The organism is Colwellia sp. Bg11-28 (genome assembly GCF_002836245.1).
GTDB lineage: Bacteria > Pseudomonadota > Gammaproteobacteria > Enterobacterales > Alteromonadaceae > Colwellia > Colwellia psychrerythraea_A.
In genome coordinates this window covers 48150-73663 of record NZ_PJBA01000002.1, presented here as the reverse complement: position 1 = coordinate 73663, position 25514 = coordinate 48150, and the positions used below count along the sequence as shown (strand labels likewise).

The window sequence follows — 25514 nt, the reverse complement described above, 5'->3', positions numbered from 1 at the left end:
CGCTCCTAATAATGAAAGAATCGAACTTAGCATATCGAAATTAACATTTCTAAATATGCGCATCGAAATTTTGGCGCTAGTGTACTTGCTAACATTTATGCTAACAAGTAATTGTAAAGTTAAGGTTTGAGAGGGAGGCGAACAAACTCTTTTGAACCACAATGAACACAGTCACTAATTTCACTAAAATGCATAATTGTTATTTTTTCATCACATTGTTCACATTGCAGCTCACCAAAACCAATGAAATCACCGCTTTTGTATAAACCGTCATGATTAAAGTCATCAACAAGCTCTGCCCATTCCACTTGGGATTTATCAGTTAATTGAGCGAGGTTATCCCATAATGTTTCATTTAATAAACCTAAATAGACCGAATTTTTGGCTTGTGCTCGGTTTAATTGATAAAAGTCATGCAAATCATATTTTAAATTATCGGTAAATTGTTGCAGTTTTTCCTCTGACATTGTTTCAGCAGCACCCGCATATAACTTAGCCTGCTTGATAAACTCGTCAATATGTGGCTTTTGCTCAACTTTTATCTCGACCAACCAGTCGTTCAGCTTTTGATAAATATCGGCAAAGTAATCATTTTGTTGTGACATTAGTATTCTCCCTTAAGAGTATTACTTTAACTATAGGTTCAAGTATAGGAAAAGTTATAGTTTACGCTTAATTATGCTTGTTGTTACCCAGTTATATAAGGTATTCTACAGCGATAATCTAACATCGATTTGGCCGCTGTTTATACAATTTTATGTCGCATAGCAGGCAATTCGGTAACATCTTAAAAGCATTAGAGAAAGTCTTAATGGAAGCCATTTATAATCCCCAAGCGATTGAAGCAACAGTACAAAAATTTTGGACTGATAACAACACTTTTCAAGCTATTGAAAACCCAGACAAAGAAAAATTTTACTGCTTAGCTATGTTCCCTTACCCAAGTGGTCGATTGCACATGGGTCATGTACGTAATTACAGCTTAGGTGATGTTATTTCTCGCTACCAACGTATGCAAGGCAAAAATGTCATGCAACCAATGGGTTGGGATGCTTTTGGTTTACCCGCTGAAAATGCTGCGATTAAAAACAAAACAGCGCCAGGGAAGTGGACCTATGAAAATATTGACTACATGCGTAATCAATTACAATCACTAGGTTTTGGTTATGACTGGGGCCGTGAGTTAGCTACCTGTAAACCTGATTACTATCGCTGGGAACAGTGGTTCTTTACCCAGCTTTTCGAAAAAGGTTTAGTGTATAAGAAAAATGCCACGGTAAACTGGGATCCAGTCGATCAAACTGTACTTGCAAACGAACAAGTGATTGACGGTAGAGGCTGGCGTTCAGGTGCGCTTGTTGAGCGTAAACAAATTCCACAATGGTTTATTAAAATCACTGATTACGCCGAAGAATTACTTGATGATTTAGATCAATTAACCGAATGGCCTGAGCAAGTAAAAACCATGCAACGTAATTGGATTGGTCGCTCTCAAGGTGTTGAGATGACTTTTGCCGTTGCTGACTCGACTGAAAGCTTTGATATTTACACCACTCGACCTGATACGTTAATGGGTGTTACTTATGTTGCGCTTGCTGCTCAGCATCCTTTAGCAGTAGCTGCCGCGGTGGATAATGCAGATTTAGCTGCTTTTATTGATGAATGTAAAAACAGTAAAACCACTGAAGCTGATATGGCTGCAATGGAAAAGAAAGGTGTTGATACCGGCCTTAAAGCCATTCACCCGCTTACTGGTAAATTAGTGCCCGTTTGGGCCGCTAACTTTGTGCTAATGGATTATGGCTCAGGTGCTGTAATGTCTGTACCAGGACATGATCAACGCGATTATGAATTTGCGCTTAAATATGGTTTGGCTATTGAGCAAGTTATTGCTGGGCAAGAGTCTGATGATATTAACAAGGCTGCTATCACTGAAAAATCTACCTTAATCAATTCTGGTGAATTTGATGGCTTAGATTTTGAAGAAGCGTTTAAAGCCATCAGCGACAAGTTAATCAGCGAAAACAAAGGTAAAACGACGACTAACTACCGCTTACGTGATTGGGGTGTTTCTCGTCAACGTTATTGGGGTACGCCAATTCCAATGATTAACCTTGCCAATGGTGAGTCAGTACCCGTACCGACAAATGAATTACCGGTAGTATTGCCAGAAGATGTGGTAATGAATGGCACCACTTCACCGATTAAAGCAGATCCAGAATGGGCAAAAACCCTTTATAACGGTGAAGAAGCCCTTCGTGAAACCGATACCTTTGATACCTTCATGGAATCTTCTTGGTATTACGCACGTTATTGTTCACCAAATGACGACACCCAAATGATTGATCCTGCCAAAGCAAACTACTGGTTGCCAGTAGATCAATATATTGGTGGTATCGAACATGCAATCCTACATTTATTATACTCTCGCTTCTTCCATAAGTTATTGCGAGATGTCGGTTTAGTTAAATGTGACGAACCGTTTAAAAAGCTTTTATGTCAAGGCATGGTGTTAGCTGAAACCTACTATCGTGAAGCTGACAACGGCGCACAAGAGTGGATTGCACCAACGGATGTTGAAGTTGAGCGTGACGAAAAAGGTCAAATAACTTCATCCATTAGTAAAATTGACGGCCAACCTGTGTTATCTGCAGGTATGAGCAAAATGTCTAAATCGAAAAACAACGGTATTGACCCACAAGAAGTTATCGAGAAATACGGTGCTGATACGGTACGTTTATTTATCATGTTCACTTCACCACCAGAGCAAACCTTAGAATGGTCTGATGCCGGTGTTGAAGGCGCACATCGTTTTGTGAAACGTGTTTATAAATTAGCGCATGAATTTGTTGAAAGTACCAATAACTCTGCCGTGGTCGATATTGCTGAGTTAACATTAAACGCTGATCATAAAAAGCTGCGTCGTGAGTTACATAAGACCATTGCGAAAGTGACCGACGATATAGGTCGTCGCAATACTTTCAATACCGCCATTGCTGCCATTATGGAGTTAATGAATCATTTGGGCAAAGCTAAAGTAAACAGTGATGAAGATAAAGCGGTAATGCAAGAAGCTGTTCGCGCAGTGGTATTAATGTTAACGCCAATTACCCCACATCTATGTCACCATTTATGGCAATTAGTTGGCGGTAGTGATGAGAATGTTGAAGATGCTAGCTGGCCTGTCGTCGACAATAGTGCTTTAGTTGAAGATGAAAAACTTATCATTGTACAAGTTAACGGCAAGGTACGTGCAAAAATAACTGTTGCCGCCGATGCGAGTAAAGAAGATGTTGAGGCACTTGGCTTAAATGATGAAAGCGTTTTGAAGTTTACTGATGGTAACACCATACGCAAAGTTATTTATATTCCAGGTAAATTACTTAATATTGTCGCCAACTAACGTATGCAGCAACTAACAGGTTATAGATAAATGTATAAATTAAGCCTTGTCATTAAAAGCTTAATTATCGCATTGTTGACCACAAGCTTATTGTCCGCTTGTGGTTTTCAACTACGTGGTGATTACTTGCTCGATGATGACTTACAAACGCTTTATGTTAGCTCAAGTGATATTCATGGAGAGTTAACGCGCCTAGTTAAACTCAATTTAACACGCAACCAAGTTAACGTATTAAAGCATTCAAAAGCTGACGTTCCTGAATTGCGTATTCTTTCTGATAAATTAGATAGACGAACGTTATCGTTATTTTCTAATGGTCAAGTAGCAGAGTATGAACTGATCTATTCAGTGCATTATCAGGTCCGTTTTACTGGTGAAGATGCGAGAGATTTTCGCTTTGAACTTTATCGCGATTATCAAGATGATCCTAATATCGCTCTAGCAAAAAGCCGAGAGTTATCTTTATTGTTAAGTGAAATGAGAACATCGGCTGCCGATAAAATATTACGTGATTTAGCAAGAATTCAACGCTAGGGTCTATTGACCTTTCGAGATTGTTTTTGCAGTGGTTTGTTGGGTATTTATACAAGGCAGAGCCTTTGTCATGTGGTTGTTCCACATAAAAAGGCGATGACGCCGTAAAAATGTCCAACAAACGCTGTCCGATGGATTCGACTAAAAGCGTCTTACTCATTGTTGAGTAGTATTTGCTTAGAGTAACTAGGCTACACACTACTCGCCGCGATTAAAACGCTTTTATCTCGAACAAAATTTAACCGAGAAAGATCAACAGACCCTAGTTAAAGTCATTAAATTTTGATTAGTTTTACAACTCACTGTAAAAAATTTATAGCAAGTTATTATAGATAATAAAGGCCTTCATGAAAATTTACCATAACCAACTAGACAATACGCTACGACAGGGTTTTAAACCTGTGTGGTTGGTTTTTGGTGATGAGCCATGGCAAAAAGATAACAGCTTAGCTGCCATTAAAAATAATGCTAAAAGCCAAGGATTTAGTGAGATCATTCGTTTTAGTAGTGATACTGCTTTTGATTGGCAGCAGTTGCTTGATGAATATCAATCACTAAGCCTTTTTGCCAGCCAACGTATCATTGAAGTAGAGTTAACAACGGTAAAAGTTGGCGATGCAGGAAACAAGGCTTTACTCGCTTTGGCTGAGCGCTTAACGCAAGACATTAATAGCGGTCATGTTCCACAGGATGTTATTTTTATATTCCATGGCGCAAAACTTGATGCAGCTAGTGCAAATAGAAAATGGTTTAAAAGTCTAACCCAATTAGGCTGTTATTTACCCTTGTATGATATCGAGCTAAAGCTCATGCCTCAATGGTTGAATAATCAAGCCAGACAGTTGAAACTTAATATATCTCCCGAATTAAACGCGCTACTTATTGAACTGTTTGAAGGTAATTTACTTGCCCTTGCCCAAGAGCTAGATAAACTGGTGTTACTCTTTGGTTCACAAACAATTAGTGTTGAACAAGCAGAGCAGTTAATCATTAAACAAGCGAAGTTTAATCCTTTTCAGGTCATCGAAGTTTTATTGCGTGGTGATTGTGCTAAATGTATCACTATGCTCGATCAACTGCAGCAAGAAGGCATGGCGCCCGCACAACTGATTTGGGTGTTCCATAAAGAGATAAACCAGTTATACGCCATGTTAAATCAGTTAGCCCAAGGTGAAAGTATTGCTAATATTTATAAACAATACCGTATATGGGATAAACGTAAACCTTTGTACCAACATGCCTTAACACACATCAAACTTGATAACGTAAAGCGAGCCATGATGCGTATTGCTGATATAGACTTATTAAGTAAAACCAGCAGCGAGTTTAATATTTTTATTCTATTAGCTGATTTGTGCATCACCTTGTATCACGGTGAAAAAACAGCAGCCTTTAGTCTTAATTATGGCTAATGCCACAATATAAAATGCAGATATAGCTAAAGAGATGATGACGAATCGAAAAATGGCTAATAAAAGTAAAGAAAACAATTTAGACAAACTTGGCCTAGATAAAGGTATTGGCATTTTAGGTGGAACCTTTGATCCTATTCACTTAGCCCATACTCGATCAGCTCAAGCCGTTGCCAATGAGCTCGATTTACAAAAAGTACTATTAATACCGGCACACATTCCACCCCATAAAATTTCACCTGACTTAGTCCCCCACGCAAGTGCCGAGCAACGTGCAGCTATGGTTGAGATTGTTTGTGAAGATAGTACATTATTTACCTGTGACCAACGAGAATTAAAGCGTTCGGGACACTCTTACACGGTAGATACGCTCAATGAACTGAAACAGCAATATCCTAATCAGCCTTTATATTTTATTATTGGCATGGATTCTCTGATGTCATTTACTCATTGGCATCGATATCAAGAAATTTTGTCCTTATGTCATCTGGTCGTTAATACTCGACCAAATTATCCTGTTGAACGATTAAATGATGAAACAAAGGCATTACTGAATAATCATCAAACAACTGACATGACTGAATTAATGCAACATGAATCAGGTAAGATATATTTTGTCCATAAATGTTTTTTTGATATTTCATCAACACATATTCGTCAAGAATTGGTGCAAAAACAAAGTTGTAATCATCAATTACTCCCTTCAATTTCAGAATTTATTAACAAAAATAATCTTTACCGTTAACCCTGCGCGCAAAAAGTGTTAATATCGCACTATTATTTATAGTCGCTCGATAAAGAGCACATCAAAAGTTACGATTAACGATAGGAATAACACCTTGCAAACTGAACAACTTAAAGCATTTGTCATAGAAAAACTTGAAGACATGAAAGGCAGAGATATCATCGCTCTTAATATTAGCGACAAAGCAAGCTTTGCTGATTACATGATTATTTGTTCAGGTAATTCAAACCGTCATGTAAAATCTATTGCCCAATCAGTTGCTATGGAGTGTCGTGCTCAAGGTACTGAGCCACGTGGCATGGAAGGTAACGATGTTGGTGAATGGGCATTAGTCGACTTAGCCGATATCATCGTTCATGTAATGACTGACGAACAACGTGATAAGTATAACCTTGAGCAGCTTTGGGCTGAATAAGTTACTTGTTAACATTGTTTAATAATAAAACGAGTGTAGTGCGGTGTAAATCTAAATAGACGATTACTCCTCTATAGCCCCTGCTCTCGTTATTTTATCAAAATTTCGATCTAGTCAACTTCAACCTAGTTACTTAAATCGACTTATTTCAATCGGCTAAGTAGCTCAAAAACCTTTCATGATAATAAACCTAATAGTTCACATAGATTTATGAAACTCACTTTATATGCCGTTGGTAGTAAAATGCCTGCATGGGTTAGCCAAGGGTTTGCAGAATACAGCCGTCGTTTCCCTCGCGATTTAAGTTTTAACTTAGTTGAAATTCCTGCAGGAAAACGTGGTAAAAATGCTGACATCAGCCGTATACTCGCTAAAGAAGGTGAGTTATTACTTGCTGCAATTCCTAAGGGAAATCGTATAGTTACCCTTGAAGTTGAAGGGCAATCCTGGACAACACCAAAACTTGCCAAACAGCTTGAACAGTGGCAACTTGATGGCAGAGATGTCGCATTACTTGTTGGTGGACCCGAAGGTTTAGCGCCCGCTTGTATTAAAGCTTCAGAGCAAAAGTGGTCATTATCAGCACTTACGCTACCTCATCCAATGGTTCGAATACTCATAGCTGAGAGCTTGTATCGTGCTTGGAGCGTAAACACTAACCACCCTTATCATAGAGAATAGCTTTTGTTAATGACTACCTTAGCCATACTTTTAGTAAATATTTTTAATAGAATGCGCTAATGTCTCCACGTCGCATTGTTATTCGAAATCAATCCGCTGAAGCAAATTTATTTGCTCGACGTACCTTCATCGCTTTTGCTGGCGTTGTGCTGGTCATATTAGTGCTTTTTGGCAATGTATTTAACTTACAAGTTGAATCTTTCGAAAAATATCAAACACGCTCCAACTCTAATCGAATTAAGTTACTGCCTGTTGCGCCAAATCGCGGTTTAATTTATGACAGAAATGGTGTCTTACTCGCCGACAATAAACCGGTATATAGTTTAGAAGTCATCGCTGAAGATGTTGATGATATTAAAGCCAGCATTGAGCAAGTCAGTCTGTTACTCAGTATTAGTCCGGAAAGACAAGCTAAATTTTTCAAATCCATGAAAAGTAAACGTCGTTTTAAACCGGTAGAATTACACTCGCGTTTAAGTGATCAACAAGTTGCATTATTTTCAGTTAATCAGCATAAGTTCCCTGGTGTTTTTGTAAGCGCTCGCTTAAAGCGCTATTACCCTTTTTCCGACTTAACCACGCATAACCTAGGTTATGTAGCTCGCATAAACAGAAAAGATGCTAATAAATTAGAACGAGAAGGTAAATCTGAAAATTATGCTGCGACTTATGGCATTGGTAGACTAGGTATCGAAAGATACTATGAAGATATGCTTCATGGCACCATTGGCCATCAAGAGGTTGAGATAAATAACCAAGGCAGAATAATTCGTACCCTCAATTATACTCCGCCAGTGCCAGGTAAAGACCTCACACTAACCTTAGATATTGAATTACAAATGATTGCTAAACGTGCTTTATCAGGTAAGCGCGGCGCAATTGTAGCAATGGATCCTCGTACAGGTGGAATTTTAGCCATGTATTCCAACCCAAGCTACGACGGTAACTTATTTGTGCACGGTATCAGTAGTAAAAATTATAAAAAATTACTTGAATCAAAAGATTTACCTCTAATAAATAGAAGTGTGCAAGGCTATCCTCCAGCCTCTACCGTTAAACCTTTTCTCGCGTTAACAGGGTTAGAAGAAAATGTTGTTACGCCAACTACCGAAATTTACGATCCTGGTTGGTATCAACTAGATGGCTTGCCTAATAAATACCGAGATTGGAAGCCTTGGGGACATGGCATGGTTAACTTAACCAAGGCTATAGAGCAATCCTGTAATATCTATTTTTATGATTTGGCCTTTAAATTAGGCATCACTAAAATCAGTAATATGATGGAAAGGTTTGGCTTTGGTGACTATACCGGCATCGATATCCACGAAGAAAGTAAAGCTATAATGCCGAGCGTTGCTTGGAAGCGTGAACGATACAATAAGTCTTGGTACACAGGCGAAACGCTTTCTGTTGGTATTGGCCAGAGTTACTGGACGGTTACACCACTACAATTAACCCAAGCGCTAACCACCTTGGTAAATCATGGTGAGCGCAAGGTGCCACATTTATTAAAAGCCAATAGTGAATTGATCATTGAGAGTAGTGGTAACGCTTATCACCAAATTACGCCAACAATCTATGAACCACGTGCGCCATTAAAGCTTAAAGATGATAAAAATTGGGATGTTGTGTTACATGCTATGCATAATACCGTACAAAAATTTGGTGCTACCGCATATAAGCCATTTAAAGGGTCTACCTATGATGCATCAGGTAAAACCGGTTCAGCGCAGGTTGCACGCATAAAACAAAATGAAAAATATGATGCAAAAACCACTTCGGAAAATAAACGCGATAACGCTATGTTTATAGCTTTTGCACCTTTTGATAAACCTGAAATTGTTATTGCCGTTGCCATTGAAAATGTAGCTAAAGGTGGTGGTGGAACCAATGCTGGTCCGGTAGCAAGGCAAGTGATGGATCAGTATTTCGGTGATAGAGTCATTACCAGCCAAACACATAAAGCTAAAGCAAAAGTAAATTCAGCCACAGCAACCAAACATCAAGAGGCTGACTGATGCGCAGTAGCGGACAAGACCAACAAAAAATCCACACCCTTTGGCAACGACTTCATATCGATGTTCCTCTATTAATAGGTCTATTAACATTATTGGCTTTAGGGCTGTTTCTTGTGTACAGCGCAGGTGGTCAAGACATAGCCGTTGTTTATCGAAAGGCTAGAAGCATTGGTGTTGCCCTGCTAGGCATGTTTATTGTGGCGCAAATACCACCATTAGTGTATCGAAAATGGGCAGTACCGGTATTTGTATTAGGTTTATTAATGCTGGTAAGTGTATTGCTGTTTGGTCATGTTGGTAAAGGTGCTCAACGCTGGCTTGATTTAGGTTTTATAAAATTTCAGCCTTCTGAGATCATGAAACTCATAGTGCCTATTATGATTGCTTGGTTTGTTAGCCAAGATAACTTACCTGTAAAAATATCCACGGTAGTACTTGCTTTTATCCTAGTGCTACTACCCACTTTACTTATAGCCAAACAGCCTGATTTAGGTACCTCTCTGCTTATTGCCAGTTCAGGTATTTTTGTTATTTTTCTTGCTGGAGCAAGTTGGAAACTGATTTCTGCTTGTGTTGGTTTGGCCTCTGCATTCGTTCCTATTTTATGGATGTTTTTGATGAAACCTTATCAAAAACAACGCGTACTTACTTTTTTAAACCCTGAGCAAGACCCCCTTGGTTCGGGTTACCATATAATTCAGTCTAAAATAGCTATTGGCTCTGGAGGTATTGAAGGTAAGGGTTGGTTGCAAGGTACACAATCACAATTAGAATTTTTACCTGAACGCCATACCGATTTTATCTTCTCAGTATTTAGTGAAGAATTTGGTTTGATTGGTGTTGCTGCCTTACTTGCCGTGTATTTATTTGTGGTAATGCGCGGCTTGTGGATCGCGGTCAATGCTCAGCATGCCTTCACAAAATTACTCGCTGGTAGCCTTACCCTAACCTTTTTTGTTTATGTTTTTGTTAACATTGGTATGGTGTCTGGATTATTACCTGTGGTTGGCGTACCGCTCCCCTTAGTTAGTTATGGTGGAACTTCAATGGTGACATTAATGTTAGGTTTTGGCATATTAATGGCTATTAGTACGCATCGACGCTTCCATGTTTAGATTAAAATAAACGGGTCTATTCAACTGAAGCCTTACTCTTTATTGTGAAACTTATAAAAGTTATGAACGTTATGAACCAAGCTATTAAACACCTGTATTTTATTGTGCTGATTTCTTTATTAAGTGCTTGTAGCTCTGATCGTTATCAACAAAAACATGACAGCACACCGACACGTACACCAAGCCAAGCGGAGCTAAAAGATGCCCTTGCCCGCGCAGAGCCACATAGCCGCGGTGGTAATAAAGACTATCGTGTTTTTGGCAAACCTTATAAGGTATTAGCAAGTGCACAAGGTTTTGAACAAACAGGTACGGCCTCTTGGTACGGCAAAAAATTTCATGGTCATCTCACTTCTAATGGTGAAATTTATGATATGTATACCATGAGCGCCGCTCATAAGAACTTGCCTTTACCGACCTATTTAAAAGTCACCAATACCGCGAATAATAAATCAGTTATTGTACGCGTCAATGATCGCGGTCCTTTTCATCAATCACGAATTATTGATTTATCCTATAGTGCTGCTTACAAACTTGATATGTTAAAAACGGGTACTGCACAAGTAAAAATCACCGCAATAACTGATTTTGATAAAAAAACAGGCAAGGTTATAGTTCCAGCAATAAAACCAGCGTCCTCTGTAGTTAGTTCGGTAACCCCTGCCCTTGTTAAATCAGCGATTCCAAAACAAAGTGCTCTCCAAAAAGAGACTACTATGGGTATTACTACCCCCTATATTCAAGTATTGGCAACTAGCAAAAAAGAGCTTGCTATGAACACAGCTAAAAAACTAGAAATTCAGTATAAACAACAGACCAGTTACCCTGAACATCAAGGGCTTTACCGCATTCAAATCGGTCCTATTGGAGATATTGCAACATTGAATGCCTTATTGCTGTCATTAAAAGAAAATGGCTACCCTAATGCTTACCCGCGAACCTCTCCAAAATAAACATCAAGCACAAATATCCAATAGAGAAGGCAATAGCGTCGATTAACACCAAATATTATAAACGTTGTTACATTTTTAACGTGTTTTCTGCGAAATTATGCACAATATCTATTTTTTGCCCATAGCCAAGTTTTTTAGAAGTGGTATACTTTCGTCCAGTTGATTTTCCTTAATTTCCCCACATACGACTAACACTATGACTAAAAAAATAAAATTCTCTGGCAAATATTCTACCAATAAAGTATTTGCCTTTTTTACTGGCGCTCTATTTAGCACAGCAATTGTACTTATACCGGCCGCACACGCTATTACTATTATCCCCGATGCGCCACAAATCAATGCCAAGGGTTTTATCTTAATTGACTACACCACGGGTAAAATCATTGCTGAAGAAAATGCTGACACCCAGTTAGCTCCTGCAAGTTTAACCAAAATAATGACCAGTTATATTATTGGTAAAGAGCTTGAAAATGGCAATATTAAAAATACTGATAAAGTAATGATCAGTGAAAAGGCTTGGGCTAAAAAATTCCCTGACTCTTCCAAAATGTTCATTGAAGTAGGTACTGAAGTACCTGTTAGCCTATTAAATCAAGGGATTATTGTTGCCTCTGGTAATGATGCTTGTGTTGCAATGGCTGAGCATATAGCCGGTAGTGAAAGTGCTTTCGCTGATTTAATGAATGCACATGCTGAGCAATTAGGTATGTCTAGCAGCTTTTTTGAAAATAGCCATGGTTTAGACAGTACTTCACATATGACTACACCAAGAGATATGGCAACACTGGCTATCGCGCTTATTCGCGAAGTACCTGAAGAATATGCAATTTATAAACAGAAATCGTTCACATATAACAACATTAAGCAGTATAACCGTAATGGCTTGTTATGGGATAAAAGCTTAAATGTTGATGGCATGAAAACTGGTCACACTTCTAATGCGGGTTATAGCTTAGTTACCTCAGCAACAAAAGGTGACATGCGTTTGGTTACCGTAGTAATGGGCACTGCAAGTGAGCGAGCTCGAAAAGTAGAAAGTAAAAAATTGTTGAACTATGGCTTCCGATTTTTTGAAACTATTACACCTTATAAAGCAGGTGAAAAATTTATTGCTAATCGAGTTTGGATGGGTGACAAAGAGAATGTAGATTTAGGCATTATCTCTGATACGCCAATTACCATTCCTCGTGGCCAACGTAAAAACTTAAAAGCTAACTTTGAGTTAAACCAGCAGCTGACGGCACCACTAGCTAAAGGAACTGTTGTCGGAACATTATTTCTACAGCTAGATGATGAAGATATAGCTCAGTACCCATTAGTAACATTAGAAGAAGTTAACGAAGGTAGCTTATTTAGCCGTTTAGTAGATTATGTTAAGTTGCAGTTTGCTAACTAAAAAAAGCTAAAAACACATCAAAAAAAGCCTCTTTATTGAGGCTTTTTTATATTTTGTAATAAAGAGTTATAAACAAAATAATATCAGCCCTGAATTTTTAATGATAAAATGCCGCTATTACGTTTCAACCTAGCGCTAAAAGAAGTAAATAAAATGAATACCAAGTTTGACGAATTATTAGAATTTCCTACAGTATTGAACTTTAAAATCATGGGGGTTGCCTGTGACGAGTTGCCTGATTTGATCATAGCTGAACTACAAAAGCATACACCTGGTGATTACGTACCTAAAATAAAACCAAGTTCAAAAGGCACCTATCATTCTGTTTCTATTGCCGTAACAGTTACCAGCAAAGAGCATATTGAAACTATTTATAAAACATTAACCGCTATTGATCAGGTTCGATACGTTTTATAACCCCGTTTAATACCATTAATTTTTGAAAATCTAGATTGACGAGGTTTGCTGAATGCACTCAAATTCAACAATCGAAAAAAGTGTTAACAGCCTTGCTGATTCATTGGTCATCCGTCAGCTAAATACCATGGATTACAGCCAAGTTTGGCACGCCATGAAAGATTTTACCGATAATCGTGATGACACTACTGCCGATGAACTATGGTTAGTAGAGCATCCTGCCGTTTTTACCCAAGGGCAAGCAGGTAAAGCTGAACACTTATTAGTACCAGGTGATATTGAAGTGGTAAAAGTTGATCGAGGTGGTCAAGTAACTTATCACGGACCAGGTCAACTAGTGGTTTACGTTATGATTAACTTACGCCGTAAAAAAATTGGTGTAAGACAATTAGTAACTTTGATCGAAAACAGTATAGTGTCCGCTTTAACCGATTATGATATCGCCGCTTACGCTAAAGCTGACGCGCCAGGTGTTTATGTTGATGAGAAAAAAATTGCCTCATTAGGATTACGAGTTCGCAAAGGATGCTCTTTTCATGGTTTAGCTATGAATGTGAATATGGATTTATCACCATTTCTTCGTATTAACCCTTGTGGTTATGCTGGTCTAGAAATGGTACAAACTGCCGATTTACAAGGCCCGAAAGATACCGCTAGTGCAAGTACTGCGTTAGTGAAACATTTAATAAACTTGCTTAAAGCTAATAATGTTAGCCATCAAGTAGGCTTACCAAACGAGAATAATAAGTATCATGAGTAACGACTTAACATCAGAATCAAAAACAGCCAACCGTGCTGCTGGCGAAAAATTTCGCGATGCAGATAAATTAGCTCACATCCCTATTAAAGTTGTTAGTTCAACAAAAGCGACCATGTTACGTAAACCAAGTTGGTTACGTATCAAGTTACCAAAATCTAGTGAACGTATTGATAACATCAAAGCTAATTTACGAAAAAATGACCTTCATTCTGTTTGTGAAGAAGCATCATGCCCTAATTTATCTGAGTGTTTTAACCATGGTACTGCCACCTTTATGATTTTAGGTGATATTTGTACGCGTCGTTGCCCTTTCTGTGATGTTGGCCATGGTCGTCCACTGGCTCCAAAAAGTGATGAACCAAAAAAGTTAGCCAATAGCCTTAAAGATATGGGCTTAAAGTACGTCGTTATTACTTCAGTTGATAGAGATGATTTACGTGATGGTGGCGCACAGCAATTTGCAGATTGTGTGAAAGAAATTGGTGAACAAGCGCCAAATACTAAAGTCGAAATATTAGTACCTGACTTCCGTGGTCGTATGGACCGTGCGCTTGAAATACTGAATCAAAACCCTCCACACGTTTTCAACCATAATATGGAAACAGCACCACGACTTTATACTAAAGTTCGTCCAGGCGCTAACTACCAATGGTCATTAGACTTACTTAAACGTTTTGGTGAAGCAAACCCAGACGTAACCACTAAATCTGGTTTGATGGTTGGTTTAGGTGAAACTAACGAAGAAATTTTAGAAGTAATGCAAGACTTACGCGATCATGGTGTAACTATGCTTACCGTTGGTCAGTACCTTCAACCAAGTAAAGATCACCTTGCCGTTGAGCGCTACGTTCACCCTGATGACTTTGCTATGTTTGAACGTGAAGCAAAGAAAATGGGCTATGAACACGCTGCTTGTGGTCCACTTGTTCGTTCGAGCTACCATGCTGATAAACAAGCTGCTGGTGAAGAAGTTAAGTAAGCTTTAACTTTTATAACCTAGCTAGAAAAGTACAAAAATCTGATCTATATAATTGAAAAGCCAGTAGCACTACTGGCTTTTTTAGTTCACAACTAAAAATCGTAAGCATTTTACCTGAAAAATTCATTGATGTAAAACAATATAAATACAAATAACTTACCTTTGTAAACTTTACTCCCCACACAATTGTAAACATTAACATACAACAGTTTGATTACCTCCTATCAGCAAGATTAACACTTAGCGTTAGTTGTGCTTATTGGTTTGAGTAAATAATAACCTGTAAGTGTTTCCCTCCTTAATTTGAATAATATCGTTACACAATAATCACAACACCCACCATTGCTTTCATAGGTCTATATCCACACAGCCATCCTCATACGGACAGATGAAAGCTATCAAGCTTCAACTTAATTTGCACAAACAAGTATATCCAGCCCACTTTGTTTAGTTATTCACTATGCATTCATTTCTAAATTTAACATTTAACGTCACTCACACACAAAATACCGATCAGATCAGACCAGATGCTGTAATGAAAATTTCACACTCTATGCACTAACGTATCGCTGACTAAATAACCATTCAGTATGACTTAATAATAATTCACTACTATGAGTATTGCGCCGATGAAAGTTTTCATTTATGTTACACATTACTTGCGATAATAAATTCAAATAGAACAACTCATAAAAGATTAATGAGTAACAAAAAATGAATATTTATCACTTATAAAGCAAGCCTAATAAAAATACTTAAGGGTCTATAACATGAAAAAACGTTTTAACTACAGTACGCTAGCACTGTCTGTCTGCCTATCTTTAGGTAGCACAGTAACTTTTGCAGCGGAAAAGGACACTTCTGCTGGCGCAGAACATGCTGACATTGAACGTATAGTCAGTGTTGGTACACGTATATCTAACCGTACTGTTGCCGACAGCCCTTCTCCAATAGATATTATTTCATCAGAAGCAATTAAAAATTCAGGCGCAACCAGTACGCCTGATATGTTACGAAAGTTGGCACCTTCATTTAATATGAATAATACCACCACGTCTGATGGACAAGATTTAATGCGTCCCGCTACATTACGTAGCTTAGGGCCAGATCAAGTATTAGTATTAATCAACGGCAAGCGTCGTCATCAACAAGCAGTAGTTGCAGTACAAGAGAATGTTGGTCGCGGTAGTGCAGGTACAGATTTAAGCTCTATCCCTATGACAGCTATTTCACACATTGAAATTTTACGTGATGGTGCTGCAGCACAGTATGGCTCTGATGCTATTGCTGGTGTTATTAACATCGTACTAAAAGACGATTTAGGCGGTAGTGTTTGGGCACAATATGGCCAAACAAGTGAAGGCGATGGTGAATCAACTGAATTTGGTGGCAACTATGGCTTTGGCGTTGGTGATAAAGGCACATTAAACTTAACGTTTGAATATGCTGATAATGGAGAGATGAACCGAGCAACGCCAACCACATGGTTTGACGCAATTGACGAACCTCGCCAATTATTACTTGTTGGTGAAGCAGCAACAGAGATGACTAGCCTCTGGGCAAACTTTTCTTATGAATTAGGCGAAAGCAGTGAATTATACGCTTTTGGTGGTTTCACCACTAAAGAAGGTGAATCTTTAGGCTTTTATCGTCCTGCCGATGATAACCGCGTATGGAGTTCATTATACCCTGAAGGTGTAACACCTAAGCTTGGCTCAAAATCAGAAGATTATTCAGTCGCTGTTGGTTTTAAAACACAAGTTGCAGACTGGGATATAGATGCCAGTGTAGTAACGGGTGAAAATAGATTTGAATTTAGTAACTTAGAATCTCTAAACGCAAGTTATGGTCCAGATAGCCCAACATCAGCTTATGATGGCGCGCTAATTTATAGTCAAACCACTTTTAATCTTGATGCAGTAACCGCTGTAGACTTAGGATTTTTTGATGAAACCTCTTTAGCTTTTGGTGCTGAGTTTCGTATAGATGGTTTTGCTCAAGAAGCTGGTGATATGGTCACCTATGCACGTGGTGATACCCTTTGTGCTGAATCAGTAAACCCAACGGGCGACCCATTAATGACTGGTTGTATGGGTGGTGATATCACTACACCTGGTATGCAAGGTTTCCAAGGTTATAGCCCTGCAATGGCAATAGATACCGACAGAAATAGTTTTGCGTTATATTTTGATACTGAAACAGCAGTTACTGAAGACTGGTTAGTTGCTGCAGCCGTTCGTTATGAAGACTATGATGACTTTGGTAGCACGGTTATTGGTAAGTTATCGACCCATTTAAGCTTAACAGAGAATCTTGCTATTCGAGCTTCAGCATCGACAGGTTACCGTGCACCAGGTATGCAACAAGCTAACTTCACTCAACGTTCAATTTCGTTAGATAATGGTGAACTTGCCGATTTAGTAACTTTACGTCCAAATGAAGAATTGGCTGAAGAATTAGGTTTTACTGACCTTAAAGAAGAAAATTCTACTAACTTCTCGGTTGGTGTTATTTACACTAATGGTAACTATTCATCGACTCTAGATGTTTATCAAATAGACATCGATGATCGTATTGTTTATTCAGGTAATATTTCTCGCGGAATTAACGATGAGATTGATGCTTTCTTCGATCGTCACTCTGGTCCTGGTGACTCGTTAGATGGCGTAAAAAATGCCTCAATATTTACCAACGCAATAGATAGTGAAACCTTTGGTCTTGATTGGGTAAACCAATATACGCAAGAACTGAGCAGTATGGATGTTGTTTATGAGCTTTCTTATCACCATAACAACACTGAAGTAAGTGCTATTAATACTTCTTCTTCTATCGTACCAAATGAAGTTGTTTTTGATAACGCACAAAGACTATTAGTAGAAAAAGCACAACCTCAAGACAGAGCCTCTTTATCAGCCATGTTTGATATGGACACCTGGTCGGTAACAGGTCGCATGACTTATTACGGTGAAGTAACTTCAGCTTCTTACGGTACGCCTGAAAATACTTGGGGTGCTAAAAGTTTATTTGACGTAACGGCTCAATGGGAAGTTACCGATAATATTAATATTAGCGGTGGTGTTCTTAACTTAACTGATGAATATCCTGATGAATGGGGCACAAATGGTTCTCCATTTACTGACCTTGGCTTCAAATATGGTTGGACTAGTTTCCCGTTCTCTCTTGCAGGACGTGAATATTACGTAAGAGCTTCATATAACTTCTAACGTTAATTAGTAAATCAAACAATAAGCCAGCTTTGCATAACTTGCCTCGCTGGCTTTTTTATCCCCTCTATTTCACTTAACCAACTAATGCTAAAGTTTAGGGTTTTTTGGATAAAACTTGTCTGGCATACTGCTGATGTGTTCAAAAAAACGGGTATCTTTGTAGGGAAGTTTCATAAAACCTGAAATGCCAACACCGTCAATAGTCGGTAACAATGTCAGTACCTTCGCTAAACAGTCTGTAAACTCGGCTTCTTTCTCATGATTCAACAACATTAAATAGCTATGAATCTTTAAATGCTTGGGTAGCACTTCAAAAATAATACAACCAGTATGATGAATTAAATTGAGCTCGGCCAAAACAGACATTAACTCATCTGGCAGGTGTAAGTATTCATCAGGATCTTTACCATCCTCAAAATAAGAATGTAAGCGGGTTATATCATCAACATCAGGTACATCACTCACTTCAAACTGTATCACTTGAGTTTCATCGGCAACAAAGGGCTGATTTTCTTTAATACGTTCTACGTGAAGCGTGTTTCGGGCGTTAAATAAACAACTTTTGAACATACCGACACGGAATATGCCCTGAGCCAAATAAATAATATTGTTCACTGCACTAGTAAACGCGGTTTTGAGTGCTTCATCAAATAACGTTAAGTTAGAATCAATGTAAACCCCCTCTTTCGCCCAACGAATCGCAATGCCGCCTACCACAGGAAAATTACCAAGCCGACTTAATGCAGCAATGAACGCTTTTTCATTATCCCCCATACCCATAAGATAGTTTTTATAGTATTTGTCCAACTGAGCATCATCAATGTTCGATAAACTATCATGCCCTGTTTGCTCGCGTAAAAATGATTTTCGTGAACCATATACTACGGTATCAATTTGCTCACCTTGAGGTTTTACCCAAACTGGAATTTGTGCAATGGCGTTAATCTTGGTTGGTTTATCTGCCAATACAACTTGTTTAAGGTAAGTGAGATTATTAAAAAAGTAATCACCTGCTTGCGCTCTAAGTTTCTCATCATCGCTTAACATCCCCGTTAAGACTTGAGCCAGTAATTTTGGTAAACCCAAGGCATTCGGTGGTATCACTTTTACGCCATATCGGCATGACTGACCTGAAGCGAGTGCATATAACGTCGCTGCTAAGCCCTGTTCATCAAAACGAGGACTAGATAGACCACCATTGAGCTGTTCAGGCCCAATAAAATAAACATCTCCTAAACGTGCATTGCTATGTTGTAAGTCACTGCTCATTAGGTCCATCACATTAGTACTAGTGCTTTGCTTGTCACAATCAAGTTGTGCACTAACGGATGAGCCCCAATCAATAAGTTGTACCTTGCCTGTGCTTTTATCGTAAACCAAGTTTGAAGGCTTTATATCGCCATGCACAATAGGTTTTAACTGTCGGTGATTATTAGCTTGGCGTAAGTACAGTAATATATCGGCTAATTGCAATGCGATACTGACCACCAACTCTGGTGCTAATGGCCCTACTTGCAACGACAATTGCTCTAAATCTATGCCAGGGGCTCGCGTCATTTGCAGAATTGATTGTCGCTTTATTTTCTGATAATCAATTACTTCTGGAATTTGTGGGTGGCTAAGTTGCCCTTGAATCTCGGCCTCTTCTGCCAACCTATCTTGCACATGTTGAGGTAAATTAATGCGAGAAAACTTAAAGACAACGGGCAATTGATCTGCTGAACTACCTTTGCGCTTGATACCTGAGAAAACAAAGCCATAGGCTCCTTTACCTAACAGTGCAACATCCTCAAAGCCGAGTTGCTTTAATTGCTGCTGACAAAGATCAACCCATTGTTTTAACTTAGTCGCATCTTTATGACTGAGTAAGTAAATGGATTGCTCTTGGGCAATGTAGAAATGCTGTAATTTTTTATTAGTCACAAGTTGTTTCTATTGTTATGGGGTAAGAAAAATATTCAGTAAAAGAAAATAACGCTTGCTGAATACGCTACCGATTATTGTTTTAAACTACAAGATTAGAATGAAATTTCAGCTTTTTCTTTTACTGATTTAGTAAATTTAAATCTACACTCAAACATTATTTTATGCCATGTTCTCTTAGTTTCATCGCTATTTTATTGTGTGAGACATTTAAACGCTCAGCCAATTTTCGTGTTGTCGGAAATAACGGATGGAGATGTTCAAGTAATTTAGCTTCAAAATCAGCTTGAGCACTAGACCAATCTTTAATTGTTTGAATATCTATATCATTACTAAGCTGTTGTTTACCAGCATGCTTATTGAGGACTTGTAACAAGTCATCAGAACAAATATCACCGCCATTATTCAAAGCAACAACACTGAATAAAACATTTTGTAGTTGCCTAATATTTCCTGGCCAAGCGAATCCCTGTAATAAACTAAGTGCTTGTGCAGTAAGTTTTGGCTTTGCAATATCTGTTTGTTGACTGTTACTGACTTGTTTAGCCGCATTTTCAATAAACAAGTTAGCCAAGAGACTCATGTCTGCCATACGCTCTCTTAGTGGTGGTAAATCGATACTCAGCACATTTAAGCGATAATAAAGATCTTCTCGAAAGGTTTTCTGACTAATGAGTTTGGCTAAGTCTTGGTGACTGGCACTGACAATACGTATATTAGCAACCAGTTCTTTAGTACCACCAACACGACGATAAGTGAGATCTTGTAAAAATCGTAACAATTTTGCTTGTAAATACGGTGACATTTCTGCAATTTCATCTAAAAATAAACAACCACCTTCAGCTAGTTCAATTAATCCAGGTTTACCGCCTTTTTGGGCCCCCGTAAATGCGCCACTAGCATAACCAAATAACTCACTTTCTAATAAATGTTCAGGTAATGCTGAGCAGTTTATCGCTAAAAAAGGCGCTTTAGATCTTGAGCTCGCTTGATGTAATGCTCGAGCGATTAACTCTTTACCTGTACCGGTTTCACCACTGATTAATACCGGTAAATCTAATTCCGCAAAGCGCTTACTTTGCGCCTTAATTAAACTGATGCTTTTTGATTGGCCAATAATACTATCAAAACTGTGATCTTGATGACTTTGCATTAATGAGATTTGACGCCCTAGAGTGTTCATTGAGCGAAAAAGTAGCACTGAGCCACTTACTTGCCCAGTATTGTCTTGTTCTAAGGTTGAGCTGTTACTCGATACTACGGGACTTATATCAAGAATGTAGGCCTTCCCTTCAATTGTCACGGCTTGGCTGGTGGCGGTATTGGTGAGCATAGCTTTATTAATTTGCCCAAGAAACGCTTCGATTGGCTTGCCCAAGTAATCCGTTGTAACCAACTCAGGTTCAGTTGCATCCTTTGACGGCTTAAGCTTATGACTTGCCTTGTTCATAGCCAAAATCAGTCCATTACTATCAACATCGATAATAGGCTCAGGCATTTTATCTAATAAGGCTTGTAAATGACTCTCTCGTTGTTCACTCGGTAATAAATTAATCACCTCTACACTGTTAACGCCAATAACTGAGGCTAAGCATTCTCTAATTGACGAAAGCGTTAACGCAGCATATTCAACATGCACATAGGTAAAACAGCTGGTAATTTCTACGGTTTTTAAATTCCAAGCTTGCTTGGCAAATATAGCTAATATTTCTTGGGAAATACCTATTCTATCGCTTGATTCAATAACAACACGCATAAGATGACACATCTACAGATATAGTGTACTACAAATATTACATAGTAATAAAATTAGTACAAGCTGTATTTATCCCATTAAAACAGTGAATAACTAGTGCTTCGTGGATGCAATAGGAAAACACACTATCATTTTGTAATTATTTTAGTACAAGCATTCTTAAGTTTATTTTAAAAAGCCTGTATCTACTTGTTAAATAAACGTTTTATTTAGTTGGCAACATAGTTGCAGGCTAGTAAATAAAGAATAAATGAAAGAATGAAGAAATCAATAGATTAAGAAGAAACATGAGTTCTACATGGCTGCTTAGTGATATAGCTGCAACAAATCATTCTGTCTATATCACTGAAATCCATGTTTCCTCCATCAAATAAAGCATAATAATAATTACAACTTATAGAAGAGAAACTATGACCCAGTTTAAGAGCAAAAACATTGAAACTAACGCTATTCACGCCGGCAGAATTAATGATACACAGTTTGGCTCGCTTGCTACGCCTTTATATCAAACATCTACTTTTATCTTTGATAATGCTCAGCAAGGTGGCGATCGTTTCGCCGGTGAAAGCGAAGGTTACATTTACACGCGCTTAGGTAACCCAACAACTCGCCAATTAGAACAACGCGTTGCGGCTATGGAATGCATGGATGATGCAGCTGCAACCGCAACAGGTATGGCTGCTGTCTCAGCAGCGTTACTGACTAACTTGCAAGCTGGCGATCATATGATTTCATCTAAAGCGGTTTATGGTTGCTCATTTGCGCTAATGAATCACATGCTGAAGAAATTTAATATCGAGGTGACGTTTGTCGATATGACTGAGCCTGACAATATCAAAGCAGCCATCAAGGAAAATACTAAGTTAGTCTTTTTAGAAACCCCCATCAATCCAAACTTAGTGGTATTAGATTTGGAAAAGATTTGCGCCATTGCCAAAGCGCACAACTTATTATCGATAGTAGACAATACTTTCCTTACCCCTGTATTACAACAGCCTGCAAAATTTGGTGCTGATATTGTGGTGCATAGTGCAACTAAATACCTTAATGGTCATGGTGATGTTGTCGCCGGCATCGTCTGTGCTAATTTTGAAATGATCAACGAAATAAAAATGACGACCCTTAAAGATATCGGTGCCACCATAAGTCCTCATGATGCTTGGTTGATTATGCGCGGCCTTAAAACTTTGCCGATTCGAATGGATAGACATTGTAGTAATGCACAAACAGTCGCAGAGTTTTTAGAACAACACCCTATGGTTGATGAAGTTTACTATCCTGGTCTTAAAAGTCACTCTGGGAACAAGTTTGTGGGTAATCAAATGAAAGCCGCAGGTGGTGTAATTGCTTTTGAATTAAATACCGACTTGACGGGTGGAAAAACCTTTATTGATGCAATGGAGCTTTTTTCAATTGCTGTCAGCTTAGGTGATGCAGAGTCATTAATTCAACACCCTGCGTCAATGACACACTCGCCTTATACCCCCGAAGAAAGAGCAGATGCGGGCATCAGTGATAGCTTAATTAGGATCTCTGTCGGTTTAGAGAATGTCGATGATATTATCAGTGATTTAACCCAAGCTTTGGAAAAAGTGAAACTGCCAAGCAGCGATAAAGTCACCAATATTAATCAAGCAAATAATGCAGCATAACGAGTTGTAGCGATATTCATTCAAGATGAATGTTATAAGTTAATTATAAAAAAGCCTCAATAAGCAATTAGCTTGTTGAGGCTTTTTATTACAATCATCGGTGATATATGGAATAACAAACTAGCTTTGAGTCATTGCATACTAACTGACCATTATCTATTTACCAATTACTGACCAATTATTTATCAGAGAAAATAATCGCTAATTGCGGTAATAACTTTTCTTTGAGCGTCGCTATTTCTTCATCAGAATAAGGTGTTAATGGTTGTTGGCCCCAAATTGGCTTCGGCCATTGTGCATCATCTTTAAAACGTACAACATGATGAACATGCAGTTGCTCAACAACATTACCTAACGCAGCAACATTCATTTTGTCACCAGCAAAGACTTGCATTAATAACTCACTCAATAAGCTCGACTCATTAAGCAATTGTTGCTGTTGGTCCCACTCAAGTTGGAACACTTCACTAATATCGGCAACTTTAGGTACTAAAATAAACCAAGGGTAAGCACTATCATTACATAGTAGTAATTTACACAAAGGAAAATCAGCCAACTCAATACCATCTGTTGCTAATTGAGGGTGTAAATTAAATGTTGTTACTTCACTCATTATAAATACCTTGTTATGAATACATATTATGTAAATTGACTATGATAATTTACCGTTAAATAGCTTGCCGTTAAAAACTGACTATACAACTAATTAACGTTTATTTTTACGACCACGACCACGGGCTGCCTTTTTAGCTTCTCTAGCGGCAATGCGTTTCTCTTCAAGTTCAGTGAAGTGCGCGTTCTCAGCATCAATGATATCCGGTAATTCAAAGGAAATAGTACCCAAGGTTTTATCACGAATTTCATTTATCAAAATGACAGACGCTTTATGTAAATCAACGCGACCGCCACTTTTAATACAACTGCGTTTACGGCCAATCGCTTCAATTAAGTCTTCTTCGTGTGCAGGTAACTCGCTAAGTTTATAACGCTCCATTATACGTTTAGGATAATTCTTGAGTAGGTAATCCGCAGCAAAATAAGCAATATCATCATGATCAAATGCTGTATCTTTTACCGCACCTGATACCGCTAAACGATAGCCAGAATTTTCATTCGCTATTTTAGGCCATAACATACCTGGGGTATCGAAAAGGTATAACCCCTCTTCAAGACGAATACGTTGCTGACCCTTAGTTACCGCGGGTTCATTACCCACTTTTGCTTTTGCTTTGCCTACTAAGGTATTGAGTAATGTCGATTTACCAACGTTAGGTATCCCCATTATCATCGCGTTAATTTGCTTACCTTCTTCATCTTTATTCGGCACAAGTTTACGTATTAAGTTGACAAGGTTCTTTGCTACACTCGGCTGCTCTGTGGTTAGAGCAATCGCTTTTACATTATGCTGCGACTCTAAATAATCTAACCAAACTTTGGTGCTTTCAGGATCAGCTAAATCACTTTTATTAAGGATCTTTATCAGTGGTTTATCACCTCTGATCTCAGTGATCATAGGATTTTCACTACTAAAGGGTAAACGCGCATCACACACTTCAATCACCACATCAATTTGCGGTAATATTTCTTTTATTTCTTTTTGTGCTTTGTGCATGTGGCCTGGAAACCAGTTAATCGCCATGAAAATCCTAATGTAACTATTATAATGGCGCAATTTTAACAAGCTTTTAGCTAACGTGGCTAGCCATACTCGTTAATAATACTAAACGAATTCATTAATGGGTTAAGTAATGCTCTTTGTACTGACGGTTTTGATACGTTAAAGCTGATTAAAGCTGTGACTGATATAGTTAATATTGGTTTCATCTAGTGAAAAATATCCTTGGATTGATTGCTAATTTCACGTTTGGTAGATGTAAGAATCAGCTGCTGATTATGAAATCCATAAAATGGTATTAGATCAATACTCAACTAAGAATAAATTTACAGATTAATCCGTCAGCTCAGGTATTCACTCGCTTTAAAGGAATGTTCCTCGTTTTTTCCTTAGGTAACTATCCCCCCTTCTTTCAAGCTTTCTGGAGAGTATATACCGTTTATTCAGCGCCAAAATACCCCCGTTATTGAAAAATGACTTACTATGTCCGTTGGCAGTAATTTTAAAATCCTC

Annotated in this window: 20 protein-coding genes and 1 pseudogene; 15 read left to right on the top strand and 6 right to left on the bottom strand. The window is 38.3% G+C overall.

Annotation, left to right across the window (positions count from 1 at the left end; all coding sequences use genetic code 11):
* Positions 1-119 precede the first annotated feature (119 nt).
* A complete protein-coding gene (locus tag CXF79_RS02250) occupies positions 120-605 on the bottom strand; it encodes a zinc ribbon-containing protein (protein ID WP_101153736.1) in 486 nt (161 codons plus the stop codon).
* Between the two features lie 206 nt (positions 606-811).
* Between CXF79_RS02250 and leuS the strand changes: the two genes are divergently transcribed.
* Together leuS and CXF79_RS02240 are read left to right on the top strand one after the other, a co-directional pair.
* Complete coding sequence (gene leuS / locus CXF79_RS02245; protein WP_101153734.1) at positions 812-3403, top strand: leucine--tRNA ligase; 2592 nt, start codon at positions 812-814, stop codon at positions 3401-3403.
* Positions 3404-3433: 30 nt separating this feature from the next.
* A complete protein-coding gene (locus CXF79_RS02240) occupies positions 3434-3937 on the top strand; it encodes an LPS-assembly lipoprotein LptE (protein ID WP_011042553.1) in 504 nt (167 codons plus the stop codon).
* On the opposite strand, the pseudogene CXF79_RS23555 reads toward CXF79_RS02240, so the two are convergent.
* Positions 3933-4136 (bottom strand): annotated as a pseudogene (locus CXF79_RS23555) (hypothetical protein); the annotation flags it as partial. The gene CXF79_RS02240 and the pseudogene CXF79_RS23555 sit on opposite strands and share 5 nt — an antisense overlap.
* Before the next feature lie 148 nt (positions 4137-4284).
* On the opposite strand from CXF79_RS23555, the gene holA reads away from it, so the two are divergent.
* The 12 genes from holA (at position 4285) to CXF79_RS02175 (ending at position 18052) form a co-directional block, all read left to right on the top strand.
* Complete coding sequence (holA, locus tag CXF79_RS02230; RefSeq protein WP_011042552.1) at positions 4285-5349, top strand: DNA polymerase III subunit delta; 1065 nt, start codon at positions 4285-4287, stop codon at positions 5347-5349.
* Positions 5350-5401: 52 nt separating this feature from the next.
* Positions 5402-6094: a nicotinate-nucleotide adenylyltransferase gene (gene nadD, locus CXF79_RS02225; RefSeq protein ID WP_101153864.1), complete on the top strand. Its 693-nt coding sequence runs from the start codon at positions 5402-5404 to the stop codon at positions 6092-6094.
* Positions 6095-6188: 94 nt separating this feature from the next.
* Complete coding sequence (gene rsfS / locus CXF79_RS02220; RefSeq protein ID WP_011042549.1) at positions 6189-6509, top strand: ribosome silencing factor; 321 nt, start codon at positions 6189-6191, stop codon at positions 6507-6509.
* A gap of 210 nt (positions 6510-6719) precedes the next feature.
* On the top strand, positions 6720-7190 hold the full coding sequence (gene rlmH, locus CXF79_RS02215; RefSeq protein WP_011042548.1) for a 23S rRNA (pseudouridine(1915)-N(3))-methyltransferase RlmH: 471 nt from the start codon (positions 6720-6722) through the stop codon (positions 7188-7190).
* A 59-nt stretch (positions 7191-7249) separates the two neighbouring features.
* Positions 7250-9208, top strand: coding sequence for a penicillin-binding protein 2 (gene mrdA, locus CXF79_RS02210; RefSeq protein ID WP_011042547.1), 1959 nt, complete (start codon positions 7250-7252; stop codon positions 9206-9208).
* A complete protein-coding gene (gene rodA, locus CXF79_RS02205) occupies positions 9208-10323 on the top strand; it encodes a rod shape-determining protein RodA (protein ID WP_011042546.1) in 1116 nt (371 codons plus the stop codon). Before mrdA ends, rodA begins: the two co-directional genes overlap by 1 nt.
* 71 nt (positions 10324-10394) lie before the next feature.
* The gene (locus CXF79_RS02200) at positions 10395-11276 is read left to right on the top strand and encodes a septal ring lytic transglycosylase RlpA family protein (RefSeq protein WP_101153732.1); all 882 of its coding nucleotides are present in this window, start codon (positions 10395-10397) and stop codon (positions 11274-11276) included.
* Positions 11277-11472: 196 nt separating this feature from the next.
* The gene (locus tag CXF79_RS02195; protein ID WP_011042544.1) at positions 11473-12672 is read left to right on the top strand and encodes a serine hydrolase; all 1200 of its coding nucleotides are present in this window, start codon (positions 11473-11475) and stop codon (positions 12670-12672) included.
* Positions 12673-12825: 153 nt separating this feature from the next.
* The gene (ybeD, locus tag CXF79_RS02190) at positions 12826-13089 is read left to right on the top strand and encodes a DUF493 family protein YbeD (RefSeq protein WP_011042543.1); all 264 of its coding nucleotides are present in this window, start codon (positions 12826-12828) and stop codon (positions 13087-13089) included.
* Between the two features lie 52 nt (positions 13090-13141).
* A complete protein-coding gene (gene lipB, locus CXF79_RS02185; RefSeq protein WP_011042542.1) occupies positions 13142-13849 on the top strand; it encodes a lipoyl(octanoyl) transferase LipB in 708 nt (235 codons plus the stop codon).
* A complete protein-coding gene (lipA, locus tag CXF79_RS02180) occupies positions 13842-14828 on the top strand; it encodes a lipoyl synthase (RefSeq protein ID WP_011042541.1) in 987 nt (328 codons plus the stop codon). Before lipB ends, lipA begins: the two co-directional genes overlap by 8 nt.
* 770 nt (positions 14829-15598) lie before the next feature.
* Positions 15599-18052 (top strand): TonB-dependent receptor plug domain-containing protein, encoded by a 2454-nt coding sequence (locus CXF79_RS02175; RefSeq protein WP_011042540.1) that lies wholly within the window; start codon positions 15599-15601, stop codon positions 18050-18052.
* 90 nt (positions 18053-18142) lie between these two features.
* Here CXF79_RS02175 and CXF79_RS02170 read toward each other — a convergent pair whose 3' ends face one another.
* Both CXF79_RS02170 and CXF79_RS02165 read right to left on the bottom strand, forming a co-directional pair.
* Complete coding sequence (locus CXF79_RS02170) at positions 18143-19978, bottom strand: protein kinase domain-containing protein (protein ID WP_011042539.1); 1836 nt, start codon at positions 19976-19978, stop codon at positions 18143-18145.
* Positions 19979-20135: 157 nt separating this feature from the next.
* Positions 20136-21734 (bottom strand): sigma 54-interacting transcriptional regulator, encoded by a 1599-nt coding sequence (locus CXF79_RS02165; protein ID WP_101153730.1) that lies wholly within the window; start codon positions 21732-21734, stop codon positions 20136-20138.
* A 410-nt stretch (positions 21735-22144) separates the two neighbouring features.
* Between CXF79_RS02165 and megL the strand changes: the two genes are divergently transcribed.
* The gene (gene megL / locus CXF79_RS02160) at positions 22145-23386 is read left to right on the top strand and encodes a methionine gamma-lyase (protein WP_101153728.1); all 1242 of its coding nucleotides are present in this window, start codon (positions 22145-22147) and stop codon (positions 23384-23386) included.
* A 178-nt stretch (positions 23387-23564) separates the two neighbouring features.
* Here megL and CXF79_RS02155 read toward each other — a convergent pair whose 3' ends face one another.
* Together CXF79_RS02155 and ylqF are read right to left on the bottom strand one after the other, a co-directional pair.
* Positions 23565-23999, bottom strand: coding sequence for an HIT domain-containing protein (locus CXF79_RS02155; protein ID WP_101153726.1), 435 nt, complete (start codon positions 23997-23999; stop codon positions 23565-23567).
* Positions 24000-24092: 93 nt separating this feature from the next.
* The gene (ylqF, locus tag CXF79_RS02150) at positions 24093-25025 is read right to left on the bottom strand and encodes a ribosome biogenesis GTPase YlqF (protein WP_101153724.1); all 933 of its coding nucleotides are present in this window, start codon (positions 25023-25025) and stop codon (positions 24093-24095) included.
* Positions 25026-25514: the final 489 nt, after the last annotated feature.